Here is a 25,670-nt window from a genome sequence, read left to right on the forward strand (position 1 = left end):
CCGCGCTTTGCGGCAGGCGCGGGGTGAGGCCGACGTCAGCACCCCTGCGCAGGTCTATGCCGACAAGCGGTTAGCCACAGTGGCCACTGTCCCAGACCCTAGATCGTATGCAGATAGAGATCATAATCCACATCAGGGATCGTGCGGGCGACGCGCGCATATTCGGCGGCCTTCACGGCGGTAAAGGTACGGTGCATTTCTTCCCCCAAGGCATCCTTTAGGAAAGCTGATGCTTGGGCCGCAGCAATAGCCGCGTTCCAGTCTCGCGGCAGCGCGCGGCTTGTGTCCGCGTCATAGCCGTTGCCGGTGGTTTCCGGGCCGGGCTCAATCTGTTCGGTGATGCCTTTGCGCATGGCGGCCAGCACGGTGGCGGCGACCAGATAGGGGTTGGCATCGACGCCGGACAGACGATGTTCGACCCGGCGGGCAGACCGCGCACCAGCGGGGACACGTACCGCGACAGAGCGGTTGTTGACGCCCCACGTCGGCGCGACCGGCGCATAGCTTTGATTGGCAAAGCGGCGCCAGCTATTGGCGTGCGGGGCAAACACCAGCATACTTTCTCCCATTGTGGACAGCATACCGCCAATGGCGTGACGCAAGATGTCGGTCCAGCCCGCGTCCGGTTCTTCGGCCAGTCTGTTGTGGCCCGCCGCATCGCAAAGGCTCACGTGCAGGTGCATGCCGGAACCGGCATAATCCGCAATCGGTTTTGCCATAAAGCAGGCGACCACACCGTGCCGTCGCGCCTGCGCGCGGACGATCCGTTTGAGCCGCACCAGATCGTCTGCGGCCTGCATGATGTCGGCGCGGTGGTGCAGCGTCAGTTCGTATTGCCCGGGCGCATATTCCGAAATCAGCGTTTCCACCTTGATCCCGGCCAGGGCTGCCCCCGCATAGATATCCGCAAAGAGCGGCTGCATACCGATCAGGTGGTCCACGGAATAGACTTCGGTCTTGCGCGATCTGCGTCCGTCCACGACATCGCGCGCTGGCTGCACGCGGCCTGCGCTGTCGCGCTCTGGATCAAGCAGGAAAAACTCAAGCTCGAGCGCCGCGGTCGGGTGCAGACCAAGGGTCGCCATCGCATCGATCTGACGGCGCAGCGCATGGCGCGGGTCTGACAGCATCGGCGTGCCATCAAGATGGTACTGCGACAACAGCAGTTCGGCGCGCGGCGGCATCGTGCCATGCTGGGCCACCAGCGAGCCCGGCACAGGCCAGGCCCGCAGATCACCATCACCGGTGTCCCAGATCAGCCCGGTCTCGTCCACATCCTCGCCAACCACATCAAGGCCAAGGATCGAGATCGGCAAATGCCGCCCGCTCTTGTAAAGCGCTTCGAGTTCGTGGCGGCGGATAATCTTGCCGCGCCCGATCCCGTTGGAATCGAGCAAGACGATGTCGATGGCTTCAATCTGGGGGTGGGCCGCAAGGAAATCGGTGGCCTCTTGCAGGCTGGCGCCCGACGGGCAGGTATCAGGCATGAATGGCTCCGTTAAGTTCTGTGATCACCGCTGTGAAGGCCGCGATCAACCTGTCGATTTGCCGGTCGGTGGTCACGGGGCTGACCAGCATCATGTTGTGGAAAGGCGCGATCAGACAGCCGCGGTTCAGCAGGCCCAGATGCACGGCACCTTCCAGCGCCGGATGATGCGCCGCCGCTGCTTGGCTGCCATTGAGCAACGGCCCCGGGGCGCAGATGAATTCCACCCGCGCGCCCACGCGCACCACATGCCAAGGCAGCCCCGCCTGCGCAATCGCTGCGCGCAGTCCTTCGGCAAGACGCGCGGCACCGGTATTCATATGATCAAAGGCCTCGGGCGTTGCGACCTCTGACAAGGTCGCTTCCAGACAGGCGAACTGCATCGGGTTGCCGGCCAATGTGGTCCCCATGCCCGAATGCCCCGAGGGACGGGCCGCGTCATAGGTTTGGAACCGCTTTGCCACAGCATCTGTCATACCCCAAAGAGCCGTTGGCATCCCGCCCGCCACGCATTTGCCGATCACAAAGATGTCGGGCGCAAGGCCGTGCTGGCCGGTATACCCGCCGTGCCTCGTCGATTGCGTGTGGGTTTCGTCAATAATCAACAGCGCACCATGCGCATCGGCCAGGGCGCGCAAGCCGTCCAGAAATCCCGGCTGCGGCAAGACCATGCAGGAATTTGTCATCACAGGTTCGGTCAGGATCGCAGCCACGTCGCCTTTGGACAAAGCGGCAGCAACCCCCTCCAGATCATTGAATTCAACGCAAACGGCCCCTTCAACAAGATCAAAGCCTTGCCCCACCAGACCTGCCCGCGCGACGGTCTGGCCTGCGTGCAGCTCTACCATCGTGTCCTCCAGCGTGCCGTGATAACAGCCGTTGAACACCAGAACCTTGCGTCGCCCTGTGATGGCACGGGCCACGCGCAAGGCATTGCGGTTTGCGTCTGTCGCGCTCAGCGTCATCTGCCAGATGAAATCGCCGAAATGCGCGGACATCAGCGCCCCCGCCCGCAGCGCCGCTTTGGAGGGCAGCATATAGGTCAACCCACGCCGGGCCTGACGGCGGATGGCGCGGGCCACGGCGGGGGGCGCGTGACCGAACATTGATCCGGTATCCCCAAGGCAGAAATCATCCAGCCTGTGACCATCCAGATCCGTCAATCGCGCGCCTTTTGCCGTCTTCACAACCAAAGGAAAGGGTGAGGGCCAGTCGCGCATCCAGTGCATCGGCACCCCGTTCAGCCAAGGGGCCGCACCCGCATCAAGTGCGGCCCGGCTGCGGGGGCGCGCGGCCTCGAAACGGGCGGCTTCCTTGGCGCGGAAAGCCTCAAGCCGCTGTCCATGCACACCGGCCACGGTGGCCATTGCGAAATCAGGAGAAAGTGTTGACATAAAAGCTCCGAAAGGCGGTGCAACAACCCTATTCGCGTGCAACTGCCTTGCCAAGCATCTGGCGCATGTGCGGCGCGTCAAGGCGCGGACCACACCACACAAAGTCGCAGGCTTGGGATAGGGCAGGGCAGAGGGTGCCGCTTGTTAAATCAGCCTTTCGTGCTGGTCCTGTAAAGCGATTTTGCAAGCCATTCCGGATTCAGCTCTACACCCCAGCCGGGCGCCTGAGTGACGACCGCTTGGCCATCCTCGATCCTGTAAGGATCATTGCGGAACAGGTCGCGCTGCCAAGGATAATAATCGTCGCCCTCAATCGAAAACTCGAGATAGCGGCCCGGATTGGGCATGGCGCGTAGCAGGTGCATGGTAAACAGGGTGACAAGGGACAGGTTTGCAGCGTGCGGCGTGCAGGGCAGACCCTGTGCATGTCCCATGCGGGCCACGTCCATGGCAAGTGACATGCCGCCGACATAAAGGATGTCGGGCTGGATGATGTCCACCGCACACAGCGCGATCATCCGTTTCCAGTTCTGAAGGTCCCAGTCCTGCTCGCCTCCTGCGACATCAATCGACAGGGCGCGCGCCACTTCCGCGGTCTGTTCCAGTTCCCAATAGGGGCAGGGCTCTTCAAAGTGTTCATAACCGTTGTCTTCGAGCATCCGGCCCACCTTGATGGCGCGGGCAGGGCTAAAGCCGGAGTTGCCGTCAACCAGCAGCGCTGCGTCAGGTCCCAGCGCCTTGCGGATCGCAGGAATGATCGCTTCGGTGCGGCCCGGCCATTCATCGCGGTCCTGCCCGCATTCCGCTCCAACGCGGACCTTGAACGCATCAAATCCCTGCGTGTCGCGCAAAATGGACAGACGTCTTGCCTCATCCTCGGGCGTGATATCGCGCCGCATCGAGGACGCATAAGCCCGCACCGGACCCGCCGCGCCCCCCAGCAGCTCCGCCACCGGCTTGCCTGCCGCTTTGCCACGCCAATCCCAGACCGCCGTGTCGAGCCCGGCCATGGCTCTGCGCAGGTAGGTGCCGGGGTATTTGTGTTCGCGCAGCGGAATTTCGGCAATCACCGCCTCAAGTGCATCCATGCCGCGCCCCAGTGCCCAGGGGGCGACCTGACGGTGCAGGATCTCGCAGGTCAGATCACTGTTATAGGTCGAAACCTGACCCCAGCCGGTAGACCCGTCTTCGGCAGTGACGCGCACGAAACCGACCAGTGGAGTGCAGAATGTCTCGATCTGGCTGATCCGCAGGCCGGTGTCATCCTTGCCACGGTCAAAACTGACGGGTACGGCACCGGAGGATGAGTAAGGGGTGCTCAATGTGCATCCTCCAAAATGAGGTCTGCTGCGCGGTGAGCGAGCATCATGGTCGGTGCATTGGTATTGGCCGAGGTGATATTTGGAAAAACCGACGCGTCCACAACGCGAAGCCCTGCGAGCCCATGCAATTTCAGCCGTGGCGACACCACCGAGGTCGCTGAATCCGCGCCCATCCGGCAGGTGCCTACAGGGTGAAACACGGTGCCGCACCGCTGCCGAAAATCGGCAAGTATGTCGTCTGGTGACATGCTGTATAAATCCGGCGCGACCGCGCTTTCGACCAGTTGCTTGAGGGCGGATGTGTTCATCAGTCTCTGGCACAATTGGCCACCGGCGACGACCTGCTTGCGATCCTCCTCAGTTGCCAGCGAATTGGGACAGATCAGCGGCGGTGCATCGGGGTCGTTTGCACGAATGTCGATGCGTCCACGACTGGTTGGCCGCGACGGCTGAAAGCTGATGATAAAGCCGGGGAAGGGATCGGGACGCACCACGCTGCGTTTTCCGACAGGCAGGGTGGTATAGGTGACAGGGTTGAAATAAAGCTGCTGGTCCGGCTGGGCCAGATCCGGTGCAGAGCGGAAGTAACCCCCGCACTGGTTGACCGACAGCGACAATGGCCCCCGCCGGCTGAGCGCAAACTGCAAAGCGGCGCGGACCTTCCCGTGAAAAGGGCTCAGCACGTTGTTCAGTGTTGGTTCAGTGGCGCGGAAATAGTAATTGATGCCCAGATGGTCCTGCAGGTTGCCGCCGACGTGCGGCGCATTCAAAATAGGCGCAATGCCCAGACCCTTCAGCGTTTCTGCCGGACCGATCCCGGAAAGCTGCAGGATGCTGGGCGATGCCACAGCACCCGCAGACAGAATGATTTCACGTCCGGCGCGCAGGGTCACGGTCCGCCCCTTGTGGCGCAGCACGACTGCGCTGGCGCGTCTGTCCTCAAAAACGATCCGTTCGACAAAAGCGCCTGTCATCAGCGTGACATTGGGTCTTTTCAGGGCCGGACCCAGAAAGGCGCGGGCCGAATGCATCCGCCGCCCGCCACTCGTGTTGATCCGGTAGACCGCGGCCCCTTCGTTCTGGGCACCGTTTATGTCGTCCGTAGCCGGAAGGCCCAGTTCCTTGGCAGCAGCAAAGAAAAACCGGTTCGCGTGATGGATCTGGTCCGAGACATCCTGCACATGCATCGGCCCATTCCCCCGCCGGGTGCCATCTGCGCTGACTTGGGTTTCCATCGCCTCGTATGTTTGGCGTACTGTCTCCCAACCCCAGCCCGAGGCTCCGGCGGCAACCCAATCGTCAAAATCGCGCGGCAGTCCGCGCGCATAGACCAAGGCGTTGATCGCCCCGGAGCCGCCGACCACCTTGCCGCGGGGCCAATAGCCTGCGCGACCTGCGAGCGTTTCTTCCGGTTCGGAATGGTATTTCCAGTTCACGCGCGGATCAAAGTAAGTCTTGCCATAGCCCAGCGGCAAACTGATCCAAGGCGACCGGCCGCGCCCGCCCGCTTCAAGAACAAGCACCTTGTGGCGTCCCGACGCACTCAGTCTTTCCGCAAGCACACAACCGGCTGATCCCGCGCCGATGATGATGTAATCAAAGTCTGCCATTTTACCCCTGCAGGACACAACGCACCCGAACACGACCAATGAGTCGCGGTCTTTCAAATCCAAACTGGAGTTGGTCGGGAATTGCCAGAGCAAAGTCACAAGGCGGGCCACAACAGCGACAGTTTAGACGGTGCTTGGCCCTAAAGAAGCGCCGCACCTGCCAAAAACAAAGGAACCTTTGCCGCAGGTCAGGATGGATTGGTCATCGGGTTTCGGGGAAGATATGCGCCCGGTTCGGATCAAAGTCGAAGTTGGCGGCAGTGCCGGGTGATTGAATGCTGTCCTCAGCCAATGCCGCGATGATCTTGCTGCCATCGGCAAGCACGACTTCGATGACGGTCTCGCTGCCAAGCCGTTCGGTCAGGATGACTTTGCCATGCAGCTTGCCGGCTCCGTCGCCGGCTGGCTGCAGATACTGCGGTCGCACCCCCAAGGTTGCGGTTTGCCCGACGGTGAAAGGACGTCCTTTATGCGGCACCTCGATCCGGTCCAGTGACGGATTACTGACCGCAACAGTCGTGTCGTTGACCGCATTGACCGTCACATCCATGAAGTTCATCGAGGGAGCCCCCAGAAAGCCCGCGACAAACAGGTTGGCCGGTTCGTGATAAAGCTCCATCGGTGCGCCGGTTTGCATCACTTGCCCATCCTTGAGGACCACGATCTTGTCTGCAAGCGTCATCGCCTCGACCTGATCATGCGTGACATAGATCATCGAGGCGCCAAGGTCCTGATGCAGCTTGCCGATCTCCATCCGCATGTCCATGCGCAGGGCGGCATCAAGGTTCGAGAGCGGTTCGTCGAATAGAAAAACCTTGGGGTCACGCACGATTGCACGGCCGATTGCGACGCGCTGCCGCTGACCGCCCGACAATTCAGAGGGGCGGCGATCCAGCAGGTTTTCCATTTGCAAAATGCGGGCTGCTTCTGCCACCTTCTTTTCTTTTTCGGCTTTGCTGGCTTTCTTGATCGTCAATCCGAAAGCCACGTTCTCGCGGACGGTCATATGCGGGAAGATGGCGTAGGACTGGAATACCATAGCAATGCCGCGTTTGGACGGCTCAAGATCATTGACGCATGTGCCGTCAATTTCAAGCGTACCGTCGGTGATATCCTCAAGGCCCGCTATCATCCGCAGCAGGGTGGATTTGCCGCACCCCGAGGGGCCGACAAAGACGACGAATTCTCCATCGTTGATATCGATATCGACGCCCTTGATGACCTCCACCTTGCCATAGTTCTTGCGGATGTTGCGCAATCTGACGTTGGCCATGATCTACTCCGCCGCTTTGAGGCGGGGGACAATTCTCAGCAGCCCCTCCGAGGTGACTTCGACGGGGTCCGGGTCCATCACATGGCCGATGAAGTCGACCCCGTCCGGCCTGTCAGCAAAGCCCAATATGACCAGACCGTCGCCCGTATCCACAATGCGGGCGGCGTAGCGGCGGCATGGCAGATCACCATCAAGGAAACCGGGGGCGATCCGCCACGGACCGCGCGGACCGTCGCCGACCAGATAGTGGTTTCCGGTCACCGGCGTCGTCTTTGCGGCCTGCTCTTTGGAAAAATGTTCATCTGCGGTGCAAAACAGGCAATACCACGTGCCGTCCACTTCAAAGACCTGCGGCACCTCAAGCTGCCCGAACCCGCCGACAAACACGGGAGGTTGCAATGTCCACGCATATCCGTCGGGCGAGGTTGCAAAGCCGATGCAGCCGCCTGCATTCGCCTCTGACACGCCATCCGCGCGGGCGGTAAAGTACATCAGCCAGCCTTCGCTCTCCGGGTCCTTCATCACCCAAGGGTCCCGCATGGCGCGGTCGTGCCATTTTCCGGTGTGGTCCGCTTCGTAGTGGTGTGCGTTAGGTCCCACCAGATCGAGGATCAGACCATCCCCGACGCGGGTCCAATTGTGCAGATCGGTCGAAGTCGCGTGACCGATCCGTTGCTTCAGGCCCTGTTCAGCCTTGCAACTGCCCGTGTAGTAGAGGTGCCACAAGCCGTCGTCGCCTTTCACGGTCGAACCCGTCCATGTCGTGTAATCGTCCCATGCCGGCCCTTGGCTTGGCTGGAAGGTCTCGCCCAGATGGGCCCAGTTTGTCAGGTCATCGCTGACCGCATGACCATAGCTGACATTGAAGTGGCGCAGTTCGGGGTTGCCGATCGACCGCGGTGCCTTGAGGAAAAAGCCGTGCCACCGGGAGCCGTCGTGGATATACCAGCTATCCCAGACAAAATGATCTTTAAGTGCGAGAACCATCGTTCAACCTTTCACACCAGTTGAGGCAATCGAGGCGATAAACGCCCGTTGCAAGACAAGATAAAACGCCAGAACCGGGACCGTGATGATCGTCAGATAGGCCATGATTTCTCCCCATGCTGTGTTGAGCTGAAAGAAGTATTGCAGCCCGACCATCACAGGGCGGTAGGTTTCCTGCTGGACCACGATCAGCGGCCACAGGTATTGGTTGTACATCACAAGGAATTTCAGGATTGCGGCAGTGGCGATCACCGGGCCGGCCAGGGGCATGACAACCTTAAGATAGATTTGCAGCCAAGACGCGCCTTCAACGCGGCTTGCTTCGATCAGATCGCGCGGCAAGTCCTTGAAATATTGCACAAAAAGAAAGATCGTCAGCCCGTCAGCGATCCACGGAATGATCTGTACCCGATAGGTATTCAGCCAACCGACCTGAAATCCCTCCAGCCCGATCCATGGCATCTGGCTGACCAGCAGCAGCAATGGAATTGCGATCGTCTCGAACGGGACGATCAGCGTCGCCAGAATGATCGACAACAAGACATCGCGCCCCTTCCAGTTAAGAAACACGAAACTGAAGGCTGCAAGTGAACATGCAAGCAAGGACAACAGGACCGTCACCCCCGTCACCAGAACAGAGTTAAAGACAAAGGTCCCGATAGGAACGCGGCTGGATGCGTCGCGGTAGTTGTCGAAACTCAAATCTCCGACAGGCAGAAACGCCCGAATGCTGGATGTATCGCGCAGCAGTTGCAGGTCCGGTTTGAAGCTGGACATCACCATGAACACCAGCGGAAACATAAAGATGATCGCTATGAGGGTCAGAACGACATAGCGCATGATCAGGCGCAGGCCGTGGTTGTCTTGTGTGATGGCCGCCATCTTATTTCTCCCGCGTGAGATAGCGTTGGATCAGGCTGATCGACAGGACCAGCAAGAACAGGATGACCGAGATGGCAGAGCCGCCAGAGATGTCCTGCTTGCCGTAGCCGCGTTCAACCGCTTGGAACACGACAGTCGTCGTGCTGTCCAACGGGCCGCCATTTGTCATCACGTCGATCTGAGCGAACAGGGCAAAGGCCTGCATGGTGATCACGATCAGCACCAGAACAGCCGTGTTGCGCAGTCCCGGCCATGTCACATAGCGAAAGGTCTGCCATTTGGACGCACCTTCGATGGACGCCGCTTCGTACAACGTCGGCGAGATTGTTTGCAGCCCTGACAGCCAGATCACCATGTGAAACCCGACAGCCTGCCAGATCGACATCGCCTTGATGGCCCCCAAGGCTGTGTTTTCATCGCCCAGCCAATCGCGCCCTTCGAACAGTCCGAAGCTGAACGCGCTCAGGATTGAATTCAGCAATCCCTCTTCAGCGTAAAGGAACCGCCAGAGCAGGGACACGACGACGATCGAGACCACCACAGGCATGAAATAGATGGCGCGGTAGATGTTTATGCCCCGCAGTTTCTGGTTGATCAGCAGCGCAAGGCCAAGCGCCAGCGCGCCCTGCACCGGTGCGACAACCAGAACGAACATCAAAGTATTACGCAGCGATTTCCAGAACACGACATCGGTGGCCACAACGACTTTGGCCGTGTCCCCGCTGTGCCAGCGGAACCATTCGCGCATGCCAGCATATTGAGGATAATCTGGATTATCGCGGGTGAAGGTCCGCACGCGGGGATACGCGAGATTGCCATCAGCGTCGCGGATCAGAGCGCCTGTCTCGTCGACTTCAGGTTCAATGGACAGCACGCTGATGCTCAGAAGATTGCGGTAATTTTCCAGCCCGACGAACTCGGTCGGGTTGGGGGAAATGAGGCGCTGGTTGGTCAGCGACAGGTAGAAGGCGAAAAAGAAGGGCACCACGATGAACAGCGCGATCAGGCCAAAGCCGGGCAGGGCAAAGGCCCAGCCTGCGCGGTTCGAGGTTGTCAGCTTGGATGCCATTGTTTTGCTCCTTCACGCGGATGTCCGGGGGCGGCGTTTGGGCCGCCCCCGACCAGGGAAGTATCAGTGACCGTAGCCGCCGTTGCGTTCGATATCGGTGTTGATTTCATCAACGGCCGCATCCAGCGTATCGGCCACATCAGCGCCATTGGCGATGTCGGCAAGCGCCTTTTCAAAGACCTTCGCGCCGACCACATACCCGGGTGTGACAGGGCGCACCAAAGCCTGAGCTTTTGTCAGGTCGTAGAACACGGCCATCGCACCATCGGGACCATAGTTTTCGGTCATTGCGGCAGATGTGGTCGTCGGCGGGATCAGGCCAATGCCATCAGAGAAGGCGGCAAGGTATTTGTCCTGCAAAGCGAATTCGATGAACGCAGACGCGCCTTCGGGATGTTCTGAGGCGGAAGACACACCAAACTGCCAAGAAGCGGCCCCGATCTTCGGTCCATTGCCAAAGTCGGGGGCTGGCAGAAACAGCGTATCGTCATGGGCGTTCAAAGCCCCCAATGCGGCCCAGTTCCCGTTCCACGAAAAGGCATATTTGCCGTCAATGAAACCTGTGTCGCGGTCTGCGGGGTCTTGACTGGTGCCAGGTGCGTATCCCTCTGTGAACAGGGTCTGCCACCATTCGCCGAATGCCAGTGCTGCATCGCCGTTCAAGGCGCCTTCTGCTGTCAGATAGGTTGAGCGATCAACAATATCTCCTCCGAAGGACTGCAGAAACGGGCTGAACGCATATGGGTACCATTCGCCGGTCCAAGCCATGCCCAGATCAAGGGGATACTCATAGTTGCCGGATGCTTTGGCGGCATCAAGGGCGGCCATGAATTCATCGCCTGTCCAAGGCTGATCCAGTGTGGGTGTGCGCAGGCCGAGTGCGTCAAGCGTGGATTGACGTGTGACCAGCGCAACGGCCGCATCCCACAGACCGATAGAGTAAAGCTGGCCATCCCAATACCCCTTTGGGCCGGGCAGGAAGCCTTCGATGATGCTTTCATCAATCGTCAATGGCTGCAGGTAACCTGACCAGGCCCAGTTTGGCATGACGGGGCCGTCAACATCGATGATGTCAGGCAGGTTTCCAGCAAGGGCTGCAGCGACGACAGAGTCGTTATAGCTTTCCTGTGGGAAGCTTTCGACCACGACGGTCCAATCGGATTGGCTTGCGTTGAAATCAGCGACGATCCCGTTGAGAATATTGGCCTCAACCTCGTTGCCCGCTCCGTGATACCACATGCTCAGTTCTGTTTGCGCCGCGGCCAGACTGGCCCAGCTGACGGATGCAACAAGCGCTGCACCAAAGGTTAATCCGAGTTTCATTGAGTCGTCCTCCCTATTGACGAAAGTTTGGTGATAGGTGCCGGCAAGTTGCGAACGGAATTGCCGGGGGTGACGGGGCCGCTGACCAAAATCGGCGCAGAGGGCTCGTCGGTGGTGCCGTTGATCATCCCCAGCAACAGTTCTGTCGCGCGAATGCCGATGGCGGCGTAAGGCAACTCGGCAGAGGTCAATGTGGGGTAGAGCGTTTGCGTGATCAGTTTGTGATTGTCATAGCCCGCAACCGACAAATCCTCGGGCAAGGACAACCCGCGGCTGCGCAAGATGCCATAGGCACGCATTGCCATACGGTCATTGCCAAAGCAGATGACAGTGGGCGGTTCCGGCAGGGCCAGTACGCGGTCAATGGCATCCCAAAGCAGTTGAACCTCGGCATCACTGTCAGGGTTGTCGATATCGGCCGCGACCAGAAGCGAAGAATCGAAAGCGATTCCAGCAGCTTCCAAGGCGTCCTTATACCCAGCCGAGCGATGCCGTGTCGCAACCAGGCGCGGACTTAGCGTCAGATAGGCGATGCGGCGGTGGCCCTTGGCGATCAGGCTTTTTACCAAATTCAGCTGGCCTTGGTAATCGTTCGGCACAACAGCGGGCGTGCCCTTTGTGTCGTAGCAATTTGCCAGCACCAGTTTGGTTGTCTTCGACACGGGCGGCAGTGATACCTCTCTGTGATGGTCGGCCACATAAAGGAGGCCTTCCACACGGTGCTCTTCAAAGGTGCGGATCAGTTCAGGCACGCGGTCCATGCGCCCGCCTGTGTCAGCGATCAGCAGCGTTTTGCCGCTGGACTCCATCGCCTTTTGAATGCCTTGCACGATGAACAGATCGGGCAAACCCGAATTGTCGGTCCGGCTTGGCGACAAGGAGATGGCCCCGGTAATGAGCCCGACCAAACCTGACCTGTTAGAGCGCATCGCGCGGGCGGCTGTCGAGGGCACATAACCCAATTCAGCGATGGCCTTTTCGACGGCATCTTTGGTGGTCTTCTTGACCGCTCCATCCCTGTTGATCACGCGGCTGACTGTTTTGGGCGATACCCCGGAGGCACGCGCAACATCATAGATCGTCGCCATCTGAGTATCCTCCCAAACCTCATCGGGCGCGCCTCAGAATCGACGATGCCCATAATGACACCGATGTCATGACACCGATGTCATTATGGTGTCAAAGCATTTTTTTCGTTTTTCGATTGCATGAAGCGCGGCCTTGACCCTGTGGCCCGCAAAGTCTCTTGGCTACAATTTGTGGGACACTGATTGGGAGAGGGCAGTCACGCTGTCTTTTCACAGTCGCTGTCCGGGCGTTGCGCTCGTGAATGAGCGCTGCACATCACTACTGACCCGGGCGACAAGGGCTGGCGAAAAGCGTTGGTCGGTTAGGGTGCTTTCGCTGCTGTCACTTCTACTTCGACCGTGAATTCCGGCCGCGTAAAGCCCGCAACGATCACCAAAGTCGATGCAGGCAACTGTGTGCATCCCGCGGTAAAGAGATCACGCGCGGCCATGTAGTCGGCCATGTGCGTCCGGTCCGTCACGAAAGCATTGATCCGAACAACATCTGCCGCAGACATCCCCGCCGCTTCAAGGATAGCGGCGCAATTGGCAAAGCACAGCTGTGCCTGCGCGAAGGTCGACGCAGGGATTTGCCCTGCTGCATCAATGCCCAACTGCCCCGAGGTGAACACGAAACGGCTGCCCGCAGGCACCGCGACCCCATGGGCGTATTTGGCGAAAGGCGGTGGCATACCGACAGGCGAAAGCGATTTGTTCATGGATTCTCCTGCTGCATGATTGCCTCTTGCGGGGCAGTTGGCATCATCAGCTTTAGGTTAACGAAGACCCAAGGATAAATCGCACATTATTTGGACGGCGCCCATGCGTATTGCTGATGAAACGTGCAATCGAACAGGGTTTGCAAAGGTTCACCTTCATGGGGCTTCCCAACGCATCGCTTCTTTCATTCGCTAAGAGAAGAGTTTTCTGAGGGGAAAAAAATGCTGAACAAAAAAACAATTTTGACTGTGATTGGTGCAGTCGCTGCTGCCACCACAGCCAGCGCGCAAAACACCGCTGTGACGTTCGGGACCAACTGGGTCGCGCAGGCAGAGCATGGTGGCTTCTATCAATCCGTCGCAGATGGCACCTATGCCGCCTGCGGTCTTGATGTGACCATCGTTCCGGGTGGTCCTCAGGTGAACAATCAAGCCCTGATGGTGGCAGGTCGCCTTGATTTTTACATGGGCGGCACTCTGGATGCCTTCTTTGGGATCGAGCAGGGTCTGCCGATCGTCAACGTGATGGCTTCTTTCCAGAAGGACCCGCAGGTCATCATTTCGCATCCGGGCAAAGTGAGCAGCTTTGAGGGGCTTAAGGACCTCACCATGATCGTGCAGGACGGGGCGACGTATTATGAATGGATGAAAGCGGCCTATGGGTTCAATGATGCACAGCGCCAGCCCTATACCTTTAACGCAGCCCCGTTCTTGGTGAATGAAGAGTCCGCAATGCAGGGCTATCTCTCGTCCGAACCCTATGCAATCACCAGCGAAACGGGCATGGTGCCCGATGTTTGGCTGATTGCGGACGCAGGGTTCAGCGCCTATTCGACGACGATCCAGGCCACACGCGAAACAGTTGAAACCCAGCCCGAGGTTGTAAAGTGCTTTGTCGAAGGCTCTATCCTGGGGTGGTACAATTACCTGTATGGCGACAATGCTGCGGCCGACGCGCTGATCCTGACTGACAATCCCGACATGTCGCAAGACAAGATCGACTTTGCCATTTCCAAGATGAAGGAAGAGGGCATCGTTGACAGCGGCGACACGCTGGAACTGGGCATTGGTGCGATGACGGATGCGAGGATGCAGGATTTCTATAGCAAGATGGTCGACGCAGGTGTGATTTCCGGCGGGCTGGATATCACCGCATCCTACACGACCGCATTCGTCAATGCGGGGCTTGGTCTTGATCTGCGCCCCTAGTTGATACCGGTCCTTCAGGCGGGTGATCCACCCGCCTGATTCCTCCATCAAAGGCTGCCTCATGACCAAACACGACCGATCCATTCCGCCCATCGGCCAACGCGAACCCGTCTTGCGCCTGCAAGAGGTGGACAAGACGTTCAACGGCGGCATCGTCGCGCTGCGCCGTCTGTCGTTGACGGTCAATCAGGGCGATTTCATATCGCTCTTGGGGCCATCGGGTTGCGGCAAATCGACGGCCCTGCGGCTGATCGCCGGCCTGATGCGCCCGTCTTTGGGGCGTATTCTGTGGGAAGGCGGGCAGGGCAGCGATGATCTGGGTGTTGTGTTTCAGGAACCCACTTTGATGCCTTGGGCGACCGTGGCCCAGAATGTCTACCTGCCGTTCCGGTTGCGCGGTAAGTCCTATGCCTCGGTCAAGGACCAGATTGCCGAAAGCCTCGCCCTTGTCGGTCTTGAGAAGTTCGCAAACAGCTATCCGCGCGAACTGTCGGGGGGTATGAAAATGCGTGTGTCCATTGCGCGCGCACTGGTGACCAACCCGCGCCTGATCCTGATGGACGAGCCCTTTGCCGCACTGGACGAGATCACGCGCCAGAAGTTGAACGATGATTTGTTGGCGTTGAAGGCAAACATGGGGGCGACAGTTATTTTCGTCACCCATTCGGTCTTTGAAAGCGTTTTCCTCTCGGACCGCATTCTTGTGATGGCCGCGCGTCCCGGTCGGATCGTGAAAGAGATCGTCGTTGATGCACCTTATCCGCGCGGGCTGGATTGGCGCACATCGCCCGAATACGCCCGCATCGCCCGTGAAACGTCAGATACGCTGACAAGCACCCTCCGACCCGAGGAGATCCACTGATGGCCGTCGTCGAAGACACCACCGGAAAAGCCGTGAACGAATCTGGCGCTGGCCCAATGTTCGACGCCGAAGAAGAGCGGTTCGCCCGCGCGCAACGCATTGAATCGATTGCAAAATGGGTGCTGCCGATCTTTGTGATCTCGTTGACGATCTGGTTGTGGGACCGTGTCGTGGTCTGGAACGAGATCCCGCATTACATCTTGCCGGGTCCGGGGCTTGTTGTCCAAACCTTGATCGAGGATCGCGTTACCTTAGGGTGGTCCTTGCTCGTGACGCTGCAGATCACCTTCATGGCGCTTGCGGTCGCGATCATCGGCGGCGTCGGGCTTGCGGTACTCTTTGCGCAAAGCCGCTTTGCCGAGATGTCATTCTCGCCTTTTGCGGTGATCCTGCAAGTCACGCCCATCGTCTCGATTGCGCCGCTGATCTTCATCTATGTCGAAAGCCGTTTGGTGGGATTGCTGCTTTGCGCTTGGATCGTGGCCTTTTTTCCGATCCTCGCGAATACCACGCTGGGGCTGAAATCTGCGGATCACAACTTGCGGGACCTGATGACCATCTACAAGGCAACCCGCTGGCAGCGGTTGCGCTATTTGCAATTGCCTTCCGCTTTGCCCTATTTTCTGGGCGGTTTGCGCATTGCGGGCGGTCTGGCGCTGATCGGTGCGGTTGTGGCCGAATATGTGGCGGGCACCGGCGGGATCGGGTCCGGTCTGGCCTTCCGTATCCTGGAGGCGGGGTACCGATTGAATATTCCGCGCATGTTCGCGGCATTGCTGTTGATTGCGCTGACGGGGGTCGTGATTTTCGCGACCACGTCGCTGATCAGTCACCTTGCCTTGCGCAAATGGCATGAAAGTGCGGTGAAACGCGAATGACCCAAGGCTTTATGACACTACCCAACGCCGGCGCAGTGCAGCTGGACCAGTTGACCGTGCCCGGCTGTTTGATCGGCGTAGCTGAACCGCTGGCGCAGATCAGCCTGACCATTGCGGATGGCAAGATCACCGATGCACGCTCCGATGCGCAGGTCGTCGATATGGGCGGGGCGATGGTTTTTCCTGCCTTTGTCGATATGCACACGCATCTGGACAAAGGCCATATCTCGCCCCGCAACCCCAATCGGGACGGGACCTTTGACGGGGCGATCAATGCCGTCCGCGCCGATGCCCCTGCCAATTGGAGCGCCGATGATCTGCGCGCGCGGATGTCGTTTTCCTTGCGCAGCGCCTATGCCCATGGCACGCGGGCGATCCGCACGCATCTGGACAGCCACGCCCCGCAGGACAGCATCAGCTGGCCCGTTTTCGAGGAAATGCGCGCAGTCTGGGCTGACAGGATTGCCCTGCAAGCGGCCTGCCTGATGTCATGTGACTATGTCGATGACCCTGCCAATTTCCGCGCCACCGCAGATCGTGTGGCCGCCGCAGGTGGCGTGCTTGGGATGGTCACCTATCCGACAGCGAACCTAGCCGCCCAGATCGACGGTTTTTTTGCGGCAGCTCTGGATCGCGGACTGGCGGTGGATTTCCACGTCGATGAAACGATGGACCCGACCGTCAATACCCTGCGTGATCTTGCGCAGAAGGTCCTTGATATCGGCTTCACAGAGCCCGTCGTCGTGGGCCACCTGTGTTCTCTGTCCACCATGCCAGAGGCCGAGGCGCTGCATACTCTTGATCTCGTCGCCCGCGCGGGCCTGCACGTGGTCAGCCTGCCGATGTGCAACCTTTATCTGCAAGACCGGCACGCCAGCCGCACACCCCGCAATCGCGGGATCACCCTGGTGCATGAAATGAAGGCGCGCGGGATCAATGTCAGCTTTTCGTCGGACAATACCCGCGATCCCTTTTATGCCTATGGCGACATGGACATGATCGAGGTGATGCGCGAGGCCACCCGCATCGGGCATCTGGATCACGCTGATCCCGATTGGACCCATGCCTTTGTCACAAATCCCGCCAAGGCCTGCGGGTTCGACGCGCCCAGCCTGAGGCCGGGCGCCTCTGCCGATCTTGTGATCTGCAAGGCCCGCAACTGGACCGAGCTTTTTGCCCGCCCGCAGTTTGACCGCATCGTCCTGCGTGCAGGCGAGGCGATTGATACCACACTGCCCGAGTACGCCGAACTTGACCCATTGATGAGGACCGCATGACCGCCCCACATATCGCCGCCGCCATAGAGGCGCTCTCGCATCTGGACGTTGAGACAAACCCTGCTGCGGTCAAATCGAAGAGCCGCGATTTTTTCTGGTACTCGCCGGTGCTGAAAGACCGGCTTGACGGGGTTGTGGCGGATTTCGTGGTCTCGCCCAAATCAGAGGCCGAGGTGATCGAGGTGCTCAAGACTTGCTATGACCTTGGCGTGCCCGTGACCACACGCGGGGCAGGCACTGGCAATTACGGTCAGGCGATGCCACTGGCGGGGGGCTGCATCCTGCATCTGCACAAGATGGCGGCGGTCAAGGAAATCCACCCCGGACGGGTCATTGTTGAACCGGGCTGCCTGCTCAAGGATATCGACGCGGCCTGCAAGGCAGACTCCGGTCAGGAAATCCGCATGTTTTCATCCACTTGGGCCACTGCAACCATTGGCGGCTTCATTGCCGGCGGCTCTGGAGGGGTGGGGTCCGTGCGCTGGGGCAGTCTGCGTGACGTGGGCAATATCATCCGGCTACGCGTGGTGACGATGGAGCAAACCCCCCGCGTGATCGAGATCACAGGCGATGATCTGCACCGCGTCAGCCATGCCTATGGCACCAACGGCATCATCACAGAAATCGAGATACCGCTGGCTCCGGCCTACGAGTGGATCGACCTTTTCGTGACTTTCAAGGATTTCAAGGAGGCGCTGCACTACAGTTACGATCTGGCCGCTTGTGACGGGCTGCTGATCAAGCTTGCCACCGTCTTCGAGGCCCCGATTTCAAAGGACTATTTCCAGCGCGTCGCCCCCTACGTCGATGCGGATGACGCGATGGTCGCTCTGATGGTGGCCCCGCACGCCATGCCCGGGTTCGAGACCTTTACCAAGGGTTTCCCGAATGCAAAGGTGATCTATCGGTCTGACGATCACGATTGGGCGCGCCATCCGGGCCATGCCTTTGAATACGGCTGGAACCACACGACTTTGCGTGCGCTCAAGGTGGACCCCACGATCACCTATTTGCAGGTGGGCTATGGTGCCGATGACCCCATTGCCTTGGTTGAAAAGATACGCGGCATCTTCTCGCCCGAGGTCTTGCAACACGTCGAAGTCACCCGCCAGCAGGGGCGTGTGGCGATGGGCGGGCTGAGCCTTGTCAAATACACGACCGAAGCGCGGCTGGACGAGATTGTCGCCCTGCACGAAGACAACGGCGCGATGATCTTCAACCCGCACCGCTATACGCTAGAGGAAGGCGGGCGGCAGTCCACCGACGAACGGCAGTTGGCATTCAAGCGCGAGGCCGACCCCAAGGGATTGCTCAACCCCGGCAAGATGATCGCATGGGATGATCCTGATTGGAGCTATGACGGCATGTATGCCTGGCCCGGACTGACAAAGGCCGCCGAATAATGCCACGCGTTCTGGTCGTCTATGCCCATCCCTGCGCCGAAAGCTTCAGCGCCGCTCTGCATGAAACGACGGTTCAGGCCCTGACGAAAGCAGGGTGGGAGGTGGATGATTGCGACCTGAACGCAGAAGGCTTTAGCCCCGTGCTGACCGCAGAGGAACGACGCAATTACCACAATACCGAGATCAACACCGCCCCCGTGCAGGGCTATGTGGACAGGCTGCGCGCCGCTGACGCGATGGTGCTGGTTTTTCCGGTGTGGAACTTCGGCTATCCGGCAATCCTGAAAGGCTATTTCGACCGCGTGTTCATTCCCGGCGTATCGTTCAAGCTTGAAAACGGTGGTGTCCAGGGGTGCCTGACCAATATCCGCAAACTGGCGGCGGTAACGACCTATGGGGCCACGCCCATGCGGGCCTTTCTGGCGGGTGATCCGCCGCGCAAACTGATCAAACGGGCGGTCTGGGGTGTGACCAAGCCCGGCAAGGTCCGCTATCTGGCCTTGCATGACATGAACAACGCGACAGCCGATCAACGCGGCACGTTCCTGAAAAAAGTGAGCGCGGAAATGGCGGTGTTCTGATGCGTGCGCTCGTCGTCTATTGCCATCCCAAAGAAGGCAGCTTCAATGCGGCGATCCGTGATCTTGTGCTGGAAAAACTGGGGCAGGCGGGTGCGGAAACGCGGCTGATTGACCTTTACGCCATGGGTTTCCAGCCGGTGCTGACACCCGACGAATGGACCGGCTACGAGGACGCGCCGACAAATCGCGCACCGGTTGCCGAGCATTGCGACGACCTCAAATGGTGCGACACGCTGATCTTTGTCTATCCCACTTGGTGGTATGGCCTGCCTGCGATGCTCAAGGGCTGGCTGGACAGAGTGATGCTGCCCGATGTGGCCTTTATGATGCCTGATGCGCAGAACGAGACTATTCGCCCCGGGCTGCTGCACATCGACAAACTGGGCGTTTTCACGACCTGCGGTGCAAGCTGGTGGCTGACCTTCTTTGTCGGCGCACCCGGCAAGCGCACGCTACTGCGCGGTGTGGGTCTGCTGCTGCGTCCGCGCGCCAAAAAGGTGTTTGCTGCTCATTTCCTGATGGACAGTTCGACCGCGGCCAGCCGCGCCAAGCATCTGGCGCGCGTCGCGCGCAAAATGGATCAATTGATCGGCACCAAATCCAGCCCCGCCCCCCAACACACAGAGGTCACATCATGACAGCCCGCGACTGGAAAGACTTCCGCGCCCCCGAGTTTCTGGACATCGACCCCATGCGCACCATCGCCGTGCTTCCCACAGCCGCGATTGAACAACACGGGCCGCATCTGCCTGTGGGCACTGATACGATCATCAACGAAGGTCTGCTGGACGCGCTCAAATCCCAATGCCCCGACGATCTGCATTTGCGGTTGATACCGGTGCAGACCGTGGGCAAATCCAACGAACATCTCTGGGCTGCTGGCACGCTGACATTGACGGCCGAGACCGCACTGAAGGCTTGGGTCGAGATCGGGTTGTCGGTGGCGCGCGCTGGCATCCGCAAGATGCTGATCGTGAACAGCCACGGCGGCAATACCGATCTGATCTCGATTGTCGCGCGCGAGCTGCGGGTCAGGGCGGGCATGTATGTGGTGCGCACCGGTTGGGGCGCTTACGGGTTGCCAGAGGGCCTTTACGGGGATCAGGAACGCGGTTTCGGCATTCACGGCGGGGATGTGGAAACATCGCTCGTGCTGCATTTTCGGCCAGAGACAGTGGATATGGCGGCGGCACAGGATTTCCGGTCGTCCGCTGAAACGACGCTGATCCCGCCGGTGGGTCCGGTGGCCTATGGCTGGATCGCCTCTGATGTGAACCCGCATGGGGTGGTGGGCGAGGCGCATCTTGCGACGCCGGACAAAGGGGCGGCTACAGCGGATAAAATGGTCACGGATATGATCGGCCTGCTGCGCAAGATCGAAGCGACCCCACTGGAGAGTTTCGCGCCCGTGAACGCGCCCTTTACCTGAGGTGGGACAGGAACCAAGGACCGCATCAGTCCTTGACCAGTGGAACGGGGCGGCAAAAATCCTTCTTGTGACTGCTCGAGAGCGACTGGTGTTGTAAAGTCATCAATCAACTGTTTAGGTGTTCGAAGCCACTGGGGAGTGCTCGCGCTGATATGAAGGACCTTGAAACAGATACATTTCTTCGTTTCGACAATGTGAAGAAAAGCTATGACCAAAAGAATCTGGTCGTAAAGGGCTTTGATATGGACGTGAAGCAGGGTGAGTTCATTACCCTTCTCGGTCCGTCAGGCTCTGGTAAAACGACAGTTCTGATGATGCTTGCCGGATTTGAAAGTGTCACCTCAGGCGATATCGCTATCAGTGGTCAATCGATAAACAAAACCGCTCCGAACAAGCGCAACATCGGCATGGTCTTCCAGAACTACGCCTTGTTCCCGCATATGACGGTGGCTGAAAATCTCGCCTACCCTTTGAGTGTGCGCAAGATGCCGAAGGCCGAAATAAAAGAGCGCGTCGCGCAGTATCTTGCACTGGTCGAGTTGTCAGATTTTGGCAATCGTCGCCCCGGACAACTGTCGGGCGGTCAAAAGCAACGTGTTGCCTTGGCGCGTGCGATGATTTTCCAACCCTCGCTGATCTTGATGGATGAACCCCTTGGTGCGCTGGACAAGAACCTGCGCGAACAGATGCAATTTGAAATCACGCGTCTGCACAAGCAGATCGGATTCACTGTCATCTACGTCACCCACGACCAGACCGAGGCCCTGTCGATGTCTGACCGCATTGCTGTGTTCAACGATGGCGTTGTGCAGCAATGTGCGCCTCCGTCCGAGCTTTATGAGCGGCCCGTGAATGCTTTTGTCGCTGATTTTATCGGTGAAAACAACTTTATAGCGGGTGAAGTTACACGAACGGCTGATGGCTTCGCAAAGGTGAAAACGGACGCGGGTACAATTGCTGCGCGTCCGGCAGAGGGGCTCAGGGATGGTGCGGCATGCCGCGTTTCGATCCGTCCGGAGAAACTGTTTATTCATCCCACAGACCATGCGTATGACAACGCCCTGACGGTGAAGTTCAACACGCGCATCTACGTTGGTGATTTCATTCGCTACTATTTCGAACTGCCCGACGGTACGGATATTATCGTCAAGGTTCTGAACGATTTAGCCGCACCTGAATTTGACGAAGGTGCGCAAGCCCAGCTTCTTTCGCTGGCGAAAGATTGCACCGCCTTTCCAGCGTGAAAGGCGACCTCAGGGCAAACCGGGGCTCTGCAAATCACCCGGATATGACAAGGAGAAACCGATGAGAAAACATCTGACGTTACTGGCCACGACCGCGGCGCTGACTGCCAGCCCGCTTGTGGCGCAAGACCTGACGGTCACATCATTTGGCGGGGCTTATGGCGCTGCACAAATGGAACATATGATCGCGCCTTTCATGGCTGAAACCGGCGTGAATGTCCTGTTCGAAGACTACGGCGGTGGCATCGCCGAGATGAAGGCACAAGTCGAAGCTGGCAATATCCTGTGGGACGTGGTCGACGTCGAAGTGATCGACCTCGAGCGTGCCTGCGCGGAAGGCTATCTTGAAGTGATCGACCAAAGCGTGCTGCCTGCCGGCGACGATGGGGTTGCGGCTGCGGATGATTTCATCCCCGATGCTTTGGCCAATGAATGTGGCGTCGGCAATATTGTTTGGTCCATTGTCTTTGCGACAAACACGACCAACGGACCTGGTCCGCAGACGATCGCAGAGTTCTTTGACGTCGAAGCCTTTCCAGGCAACCGTGGTTTGCGCAAGCGTCCACAGGTCAATATGGAATGGGCGCTGATCGCCGACGGCGTGGCGCCAGAGGACGTCTATGAAACACTGGCGACCGAAGAAGGGCAGGCGCGCGCATTTGCCAAGCTCGACACCATCAAGGAAAACATCGTTTGGTACGATAGCTGGTCGCAAGCCCCCGTTCTGCTGAATGACGGTGGCGCCGCTATGGTGCAATCTGCCAACGGCCGTATCTTTGCCGCGATCCAAGATGATGGCGCCCCGTTTGAGATTGTTTGGGACAGCCATGTCTACGACCTTGACGTCTGGGCGATCATGAAGGGTACAGAGAACTTGGATCTGGCCATGGACTTTATTAAGTTTGCAACGCGCACTGTGCCGCTATCGGGCATGCAAGATGTGGCTTATGGTCCAACGCGTCTTTCTGCACAGGCGCTTCTGCCTGAGAGCATCAAGCAAGATCTGCCAACAGCGCACCTTGAGCAAGGCCTGAAAGCCGATGGTATCTTCTGGGCTGACTTTGGCGAGAGCCTTGGTGAAAAGTTCAACGAATGGCTGCTGCAATAAGCAGCCTTCCCCGCGCCGGTATCCGGCGCGGGGAATACTTGAAAATAGCATCACATGACCAACATCTCCCAAACTCTTGCCCCTGAGGACGCGCGCAATGCCGCGCGTGAAGTGCGCAGGCAGCGCCTGAAAGCGTTTCTTTTTGTGGTGCCTTTGCTGGTCTTTCTGATCTTTGCCTTCGTCGCACCGATCACGACGATGCTGTACCGCAGTATCTACAACCCGACAGTTGCAAACCTCGTGCCGGAGACTTTGACAGCTCTTGAGGATTGGTCTGGCGAAGGTGTGCCGGATGATGCGGTTTTGATTCAATTTGCCACCGACATGAAGCGCATGGCGAATGACCGCACGTCCGGTCAGCTTGCCGATGAAATCAACCGCGCTTTGCCGGGGATGTCGAGCGTCACAAAATCTACGGCGCGTGACCTGCGCCGCGTTGAAGATACCGACATCGCAACGAACGGGGCTGCTTTGCTGCTTGAGGCTGACGATCGTTGGGGCGAAGCTGCAACTTGGCGGGCCATACGGGATGCGGGGGCGATCTATTCAGCCAGCTACTACCTGACATCCGTTGACCTTGAACGCGATAGAGACGGCAATATCGTCCAGCGTGACACGCAGATTTACGTGCAGCTTTACACCAAAACCCTGAAGATGGCGCTTATCATCACCGGATTGACGATCATCTTGGGCTATCCGCTCGCCTTTTTCATGGCACATGCGTCAAGCGGTCTGGCAAATTTTCTGATGGTGTTTGTCCTGCTGCCCTTTTGGACGTCGCTTTTGGTGCGCACAACCGCCTGGATTGCCTTGCTACAAACGGGTGGCGTGGTGAATTCAACCCTGCAATGGCTAGGTATCATCGATGAACCGCTCGAGCTTTTGTACAACGAATTTTCGACGATCCTCGCGATGACGCATATCCTGCTGCCATTCATGGTCTTGCCCCTTTACGCCGTGATGCGTGGGATCGACAGCAGCTTTATGCGCGCCGCGATTTCCATGGGAAGCTCGCCACTCGGGGCATGGTCCAAGATCTATCTGCCCATGAGTTTGCCGGGCCTTTCTGCGGGAGCGCTCTTGGTGTTTATCATCTCGATCGGCTATTACATCACGCCAGCCTTGGTCGGCGGCACGGATGGGCAAATGATCTCGAACATCATCGCTTTCCACATGCAAGTGTCCAACAACTGGGAACTCGCAGCGGCTTTGGGGTCCCTTCTTCTGTTGCTGATTTTGGTTCTTTACTGGTTGTTCGACCGCTTCGTCGGCACCGACAACTTGAAGCTGGGATAGATCATGAAGCGCTTTCCAGAGTATTATTCGTTCTGGCATATTGCAGGTCACTATGGTCTGCGGGTCACCGCATTCGTGGTGCTGATCTTTTTGATGCTGCCAATCATCGTCATCATGCCCTTGTCGTTCAACGCAGAGCCATTCTTTACCTTTACCGAAGGTATGCTGTCACTTGATCCCGAGGCCTATTCGATGCGCTGGTATCAAGCGATTGTCGACGATCAGAAATGGCTCATTGCGATCCGCAACAGTTTTGTTGTGGGTATCGCCGCGGCATTGATTGCGACGATCCTTGGCACAATGGCCGCTGTTGGATTGGCGTCCCCCTGGATGCCCTATAAACGGGTGATCACAGCGCTATTGCTGTCGCCAATGATCATCCCGTTGATCATTATCGCGGCGGGGATGTTCTTTTTCTACACGCAGTTCAATCTGGTCGGCACCTTCACCGGTCTGATCATCGCTCACGCCGCCCTTGGCGTGCCATTCGTCATCATTACGGTCACCGCGACCCTGAGTGGTTTTGACCGTTCGCTCTATGTCGCGGGCCTGAGCCTTGGAGCCTCGCCGATAAAAGTGTTTTGGGACGTGGTGATCCCGTTGATCCGCCCCGGCGTGATTTCCGGCGGGCTCTTCGCATTCGTGACGTCCTTTGACGAAGTCGTCTTGGTGCTGTTCCTTGCCGGACCGGAACAGCGGACAATCCCGCGTCAGATGTTTTCTGGACTGCGCGAACAGATCAATCCAACGATCTTGGCCGTAGCAACGCTTCTGGTCGTGCTTTCTGCGGCAATGCTTTTCACCCTAGAGGCTCTGCGCCGCCGATCTGTGCGATTGGGTGGAACGGGATGACCCGTAGGCTGACCCGCAAATAAATGGCTGATAATTTGGGTGTCGGAGTGTCGATGCTGAACAGATGGGTTACACCTTATCCTCAAGGATGCGCGGGACATCCCAAAAGAGCGACGCAGTTCTTTGCAAGACCAAAGCCCAGAGGTCTAGGGGTGAAGACGATAGAAAAGATCACATGGGCCATCCGCGGAAGCCTTAGTCCTGTGAACATTGATCTATTGGCTGCACATCCAATGTCTTGCGCCGTGCCCGGTTGAAAATCCCTCGCTCTTTTTGCGGTATTTCACCGTATCCGTAGACTGTGAAGGTATCTCTGCAGCCTGAAGCAAGTTGACCATGCAACTCTTCTCTAGACTTGGAGAAACGTTGAAGGCGGGAACTATCCGATGCCGCTCTCGC

Annotated in this window: 23 protein-coding genes; 12 read left to right on the forward strand and 11 right to left on the reverse strand. The window is 58.5% G+C overall.

Annotated features, from left to right (window positions below; all coding sequences use genetic code 11):
- Positions 1-98 precede the first annotated feature (98 nt).
- From NWQ23_RS04975 to NWQ23_RS05025, 11 genes are all read right to left on the reverse strand, one after another.
- A complete protein-coding gene (locus tag NWQ23_RS04975) occupies positions 99-1,487 on the reverse strand; it encodes a glutamine synthetase family protein (protein ID WP_306165147.1) in 1,389 nt (462 codons plus the stop codon).
- On the reverse strand, positions 1,480-2,880 hold the full coding sequence (locus NWQ23_RS04980; protein ID WP_306165148.1) for an aspartate aminotransferase family protein: 1,401 nt from the start codon (positions 2,878-2,880) through the stop codon (positions 1,480-1,482). Before NWQ23_RS04980 ends, NWQ23_RS04975 begins: the two co-directional genes overlap by 8 nt.
- A 149-nt stretch (positions 2,881-3,029) precedes the next feature.
- Positions 3,030-4,202 (reverse strand): mandelate racemase/muconate lactonizing enzyme family protein, encoded by a 1,173-nt coding sequence (locus tag NWQ23_RS04985; RefSeq protein ID WP_306165149.1) that lies wholly within the window; start codon positions 4,200-4,202, stop codon positions 3,030-3,032.
- Positions 4,199-5,812: a GMC family oxidoreductase gene (locus NWQ23_RS04990; protein ID WP_306165150.1), complete on the reverse strand. Its 1,614-nt coding sequence runs from the start codon at positions 5,810-5,812 to the stop codon at positions 4,199-4,201. The genes NWQ23_RS04985 and NWQ23_RS04990 overlap by 4 nt, the downstream gene beginning before the upstream one ends.
- Before the next feature lie 202 nt (positions 5,813-6,014).
- On the reverse strand, positions 6,015-7,085 hold the full coding sequence (locus NWQ23_RS04995; protein ID WP_306165151.1) for an ABC transporter ATP-binding protein: 1,071 nt from the start codon (positions 7,083-7,085) through the stop codon (positions 6,015-6,017).
- Between the two features lie 3 nt (positions 7,086-7,088).
- Entirely contained in the window at positions 7,089-8,072 is a 984-nt protein-coding gene (locus NWQ23_RS05000) for a levansucrase (RefSeq protein ID WP_306165152.1), read from the reverse strand.
- 3 nt (positions 8,073-8,075) lie between these two features.
- Positions 8,076-8,954: a carbohydrate ABC transporter permease gene (locus NWQ23_RS05005; protein ID WP_306165153.1), complete on the reverse strand. Its 879-nt coding sequence runs from the start codon at positions 8,952-8,954 to the stop codon at positions 8,076-8,078.
- Position 8,955: 1 nt separating this feature from the next.
- A complete protein-coding gene (locus NWQ23_RS05010) occupies positions 8,956-10,023 on the reverse strand; it encodes a carbohydrate ABC transporter permease (protein ID WP_306165154.1) in 1,068 nt (355 codons plus the stop codon).
- A 63-nt stretch (positions 10,024-10,086) separates the two neighbouring features.
- The gene (locus tag NWQ23_RS05015; RefSeq protein ID WP_306165155.1) at positions 10,087-11,346 is read right to left on the reverse strand and encodes an ABC transporter substrate-binding protein; all 1,260 of its coding nucleotides are present in this window, start codon (positions 11,344-11,346) and stop codon (positions 10,087-10,089) included.
- Positions 11,343-12,434 (reverse strand): LacI family DNA-binding transcriptional regulator, encoded by a 1,092-nt coding sequence (locus tag NWQ23_RS05020; protein WP_306165156.1) that lies wholly within the window; start codon positions 12,432-12,434, stop codon positions 11,343-11,345. Before NWQ23_RS05020 ends, NWQ23_RS05015 begins: the two co-directional genes overlap by 4 nt.
- A 302-nt stretch (positions 12,435-12,736) precedes the next feature.
- Positions 12,737-13,132: a RidA family protein gene (locus NWQ23_RS05025; RefSeq protein ID WP_306165157.1), complete on the reverse strand. Its 396-nt coding sequence runs from the start codon at positions 13,130-13,132 to the stop codon at positions 12,737-12,739.
- 222 nt (positions 13,133-13,354) lie between these two features.
- On the opposite strand from NWQ23_RS05025, the gene NWQ23_RS05030 reads away from it, so the two are divergent.
- The 12 genes from NWQ23_RS05030 (at position 13,355) to NWQ23_RS05085 (ending at position 25,271) form a co-directional block, all read left to right on the forward strand.
- Positions 13,355-14,341 carry an ABC transporter substrate-binding protein gene (locus NWQ23_RS05030; RefSeq protein ID WP_306165158.1) on the forward strand — a complete coding sequence of 329 codons (987 nt, stop codon included), beginning with the start codon at positions 13,355-13,357 and terminating at the stop codon, positions 14,339-14,341.
- A gap of 61 nt (positions 14,342-14,402) precedes the next feature.
- A complete protein-coding gene (locus NWQ23_RS05035) occupies positions 14,403-15,203 on the forward strand; it encodes an ABC transporter ATP-binding protein (RefSeq protein WP_306165159.1) in 801 nt (266 codons plus the stop codon).
- Positions 15,203-16,081 carry an ABC transporter permease gene (locus NWQ23_RS05040; RefSeq protein WP_306165160.1) on the forward strand — a complete coding sequence of 293 codons (879 nt, stop codon included), beginning with the start codon at positions 15,203-15,205 and terminating at the stop codon, positions 16,079-16,081. Before NWQ23_RS05035 ends, NWQ23_RS05040 begins: the two co-directional genes overlap by 1 nt.
- Positions 16,078-17,358, forward strand: coding sequence for a cytosine deaminase (locus tag NWQ23_RS05045; protein WP_306165161.1), 1,281 nt, complete (start codon positions 16,078-16,080; stop codon positions 17,356-17,358). Before NWQ23_RS05040 ends, NWQ23_RS05045 begins: the two co-directional genes overlap by 4 nt.
- The gene (locus tag NWQ23_RS05050; protein WP_306165162.1) at positions 17,355-18,761 is read left to right on the forward strand and encodes an FAD-binding oxidoreductase; all 1,407 of its coding nucleotides are present in this window, start codon (positions 17,355-17,357) and stop codon (positions 18,759-18,761) included. The genes NWQ23_RS05045 and NWQ23_RS05050 overlap by 4 nt, the downstream gene beginning before the upstream one ends.
- Complete coding sequence (locus tag NWQ23_RS05055) at positions 18,761-19,342, forward strand: NAD(P)H-dependent oxidoreductase (RefSeq protein WP_306165163.1); 582 nt, start codon at positions 18,761-18,763, stop codon at positions 19,340-19,342. Before NWQ23_RS05050 ends, NWQ23_RS05055 begins: the two co-directional genes overlap by 1 nt.
- Complete coding sequence (locus NWQ23_RS05060) at positions 19,342-19,980, forward strand: NAD(P)H-dependent oxidoreductase (RefSeq protein WP_306165164.1); 639 nt, start codon at positions 19,342-19,344, stop codon at positions 19,978-19,980. Before NWQ23_RS05055 ends, NWQ23_RS05060 begins: the two co-directional genes overlap by 1 nt.
- A complete protein-coding gene (locus NWQ23_RS05065) occupies positions 19,977-20,771 on the forward strand; it encodes a creatininase family protein (protein WP_306165165.1) in 795 nt (264 codons plus the stop codon). Before NWQ23_RS05060 ends, NWQ23_RS05065 begins: the two co-directional genes overlap by 4 nt.
- A 152-nt stretch (positions 20,772-20,923) precedes the next feature.
- On the forward strand, positions 20,924-22,015 hold the full coding sequence (locus NWQ23_RS05070; protein ID WP_306165166.1) for an ABC transporter ATP-binding protein: 1,092 nt from the start codon (positions 20,924-20,926) through the stop codon (positions 22,013-22,015).
- Between the two features lie 61 nt (positions 22,016-22,076).
- Positions 22,077-23,123 (forward strand): ABC transporter substrate-binding protein, encoded by a 1,047-nt coding sequence (locus NWQ23_RS05075; RefSeq protein WP_306165167.1) that lies wholly within the window; start codon positions 22,077-22,079, stop codon positions 23,121-23,123.
- Between the two features lie 54 nt (positions 23,124-23,177).
- Entirely contained in the window at positions 23,178-24,419 is a 1,242-nt protein-coding gene (locus tag NWQ23_RS05080; protein WP_306165168.1) for an ABC transporter permease, read from the forward strand.
- Between the two features lie 3 nt (positions 24,420-24,422).
- Positions 24,423-25,271, forward strand: coding sequence for an ABC transporter permease (locus NWQ23_RS05085; RefSeq protein ID WP_306165169.1), 849 nt, complete (start codon positions 24,423-24,425; stop codon positions 25,269-25,271).
- Positions 25,272-25,670: the final 399 nt, after the last annotated feature.

It is taken from the genome of Yoonia sp. (assembly GCF_030731595.1).
GTDB lineage: Bacteria > Pseudomonadota > Alphaproteobacteria > Rhodobacterales > Rhodobacteraceae > Yoonia.

Coding starts and splice junctions, on each gene's coding strand:
- NWQ23_RS04975 (WP_306165147.1), bottom strand. CDS start 1,487: ATGCCTGATACCTGCCCGTCGGGCGCCAGCCTGCAAGAGGCCACCGAT.
- NWQ23_RS04980 (WP_306165148.1), bottom strand. CDS start 2,880: ATGTCAACACTTTCTCCTGATTTCGCAATGGCCACCGTGGCCGGTGTG.
- NWQ23_RS04990 (WP_306165150.1), bottom strand. CDS start 5,812: ATGGCAGACTTTGATTACATCATCATCGGCGCGGGATCAGCCGGTTGT.
- NWQ23_RS04995 (WP_306165151.1), bottom strand. CDS start 7,085: ATGGCCAACGTCAGATTGCGCAACATCCGCAAGAACTATGGCAAGGTG.
- NWQ23_RS05000 (WP_306165152.1), bottom strand. CDS start 8,072: ATGGTTCTCGCACTTAAAGATCATTTTGTCTGGGATAGCTGGTATATC.
- NWQ23_RS05005 (WP_306165153.1), bottom strand. CDS start 8,954: ATGGCGGCCATCACACAAGACAACCACGGCCTGCGCCTGATCATGCGC.
- NWQ23_RS05010 (WP_306165154.1), bottom strand. CDS start 10,023: ATGGCATCCAAGCTGACAACCTCGAACCGCGCAGGCTGGGCCTTTGCC.
- NWQ23_RS05015 (WP_306165155.1), bottom strand. CDS start 11,346: ATGAAACTCGGATTAACCTTTGGTGCAGCGCTTGTTGCATCCGTCAGC.
- NWQ23_RS05020 (WP_306165156.1), bottom strand. CDS start 12,434: ATGGCGACGATCTATGATGTTGCGCGTGCCTCCGGGGTATCGCCCAAA.
- NWQ23_RS05025 (WP_306165157.1), bottom strand. CDS start 13,132: ATGAACAAATCGCTTTCGCCTGTCGGTATGCCACCGCCTTTCGCCAAA.
- NWQ23_RS05030 (WP_306165158.1), top strand. CDS start 13,355: ATGCTGAACAAAAAAACAATTTTGACTGTGATTGGTGCAGTCGCTGCT.
- NWQ23_RS05035 (WP_306165159.1), top strand. CDS start 14,403: ATGACCAAACACGACCGATCCATTCCGCCCATCGGCCAACGCGAACCC.
- NWQ23_RS05040 (WP_306165160.1), top strand. CDS start 15,203: ATGGCCGTCGTCGAAGACACCACCGGAAAAGCCGTGAACGAATCTGGC.
- NWQ23_RS05045 (WP_306165161.1), top strand. CDS start 16,078: ATGACCCAAGGCTTTATGACACTACCCAACGCCGGCGCAGTGCAGCTG.
- NWQ23_RS05050 (WP_306165162.1), top strand. CDS start 17,355: ATGACCGCCCCACATATCGCCGCCGCCATAGAGGCGCTCTCGCATCTG.
- NWQ23_RS05055 (WP_306165163.1), top strand. CDS start 18,761: ATGCCACGCGTTCTGGTCGTCTATGCCCATCCCTGCGCCGAAAGCTTC.
- NWQ23_RS05060 (WP_306165164.1), top strand. CDS start 19,342: ATGCGTGCGCTCGTCGTCTATTGCCATCCCAAAGAAGGCAGCTTCAAT.
- NWQ23_RS05065 (WP_306165165.1), top strand. CDS start 19,977: ATGACAGCCCGCGACTGGAAAGACTTCCGCGCCCCCGAGTTTCTGGAC.
- NWQ23_RS05070 (WP_306165166.1), top strand. CDS start 20,924: ATGAAGGACCTTGAAACAGATACATTTCTTCGTTTCGACAATGTGAAG.
- NWQ23_RS05075 (WP_306165167.1), top strand. CDS start 22,077: ATGAGAAAACATCTGACGTTACTGGCCACGACCGCGGCGCTGACTGCC.
- NWQ23_RS05080 (WP_306165168.1), top strand. CDS start 23,178: ATGACCAACATCTCCCAAACTCTTGCCCCTGAGGACGCGCGCAATGCC.
- NWQ23_RS05085 (WP_306165169.1), top strand. CDS start 24,423: ATGAAGCGCTTTCCAGAGTATTATTCGTTCTGGCATATTGCAGGTCAC.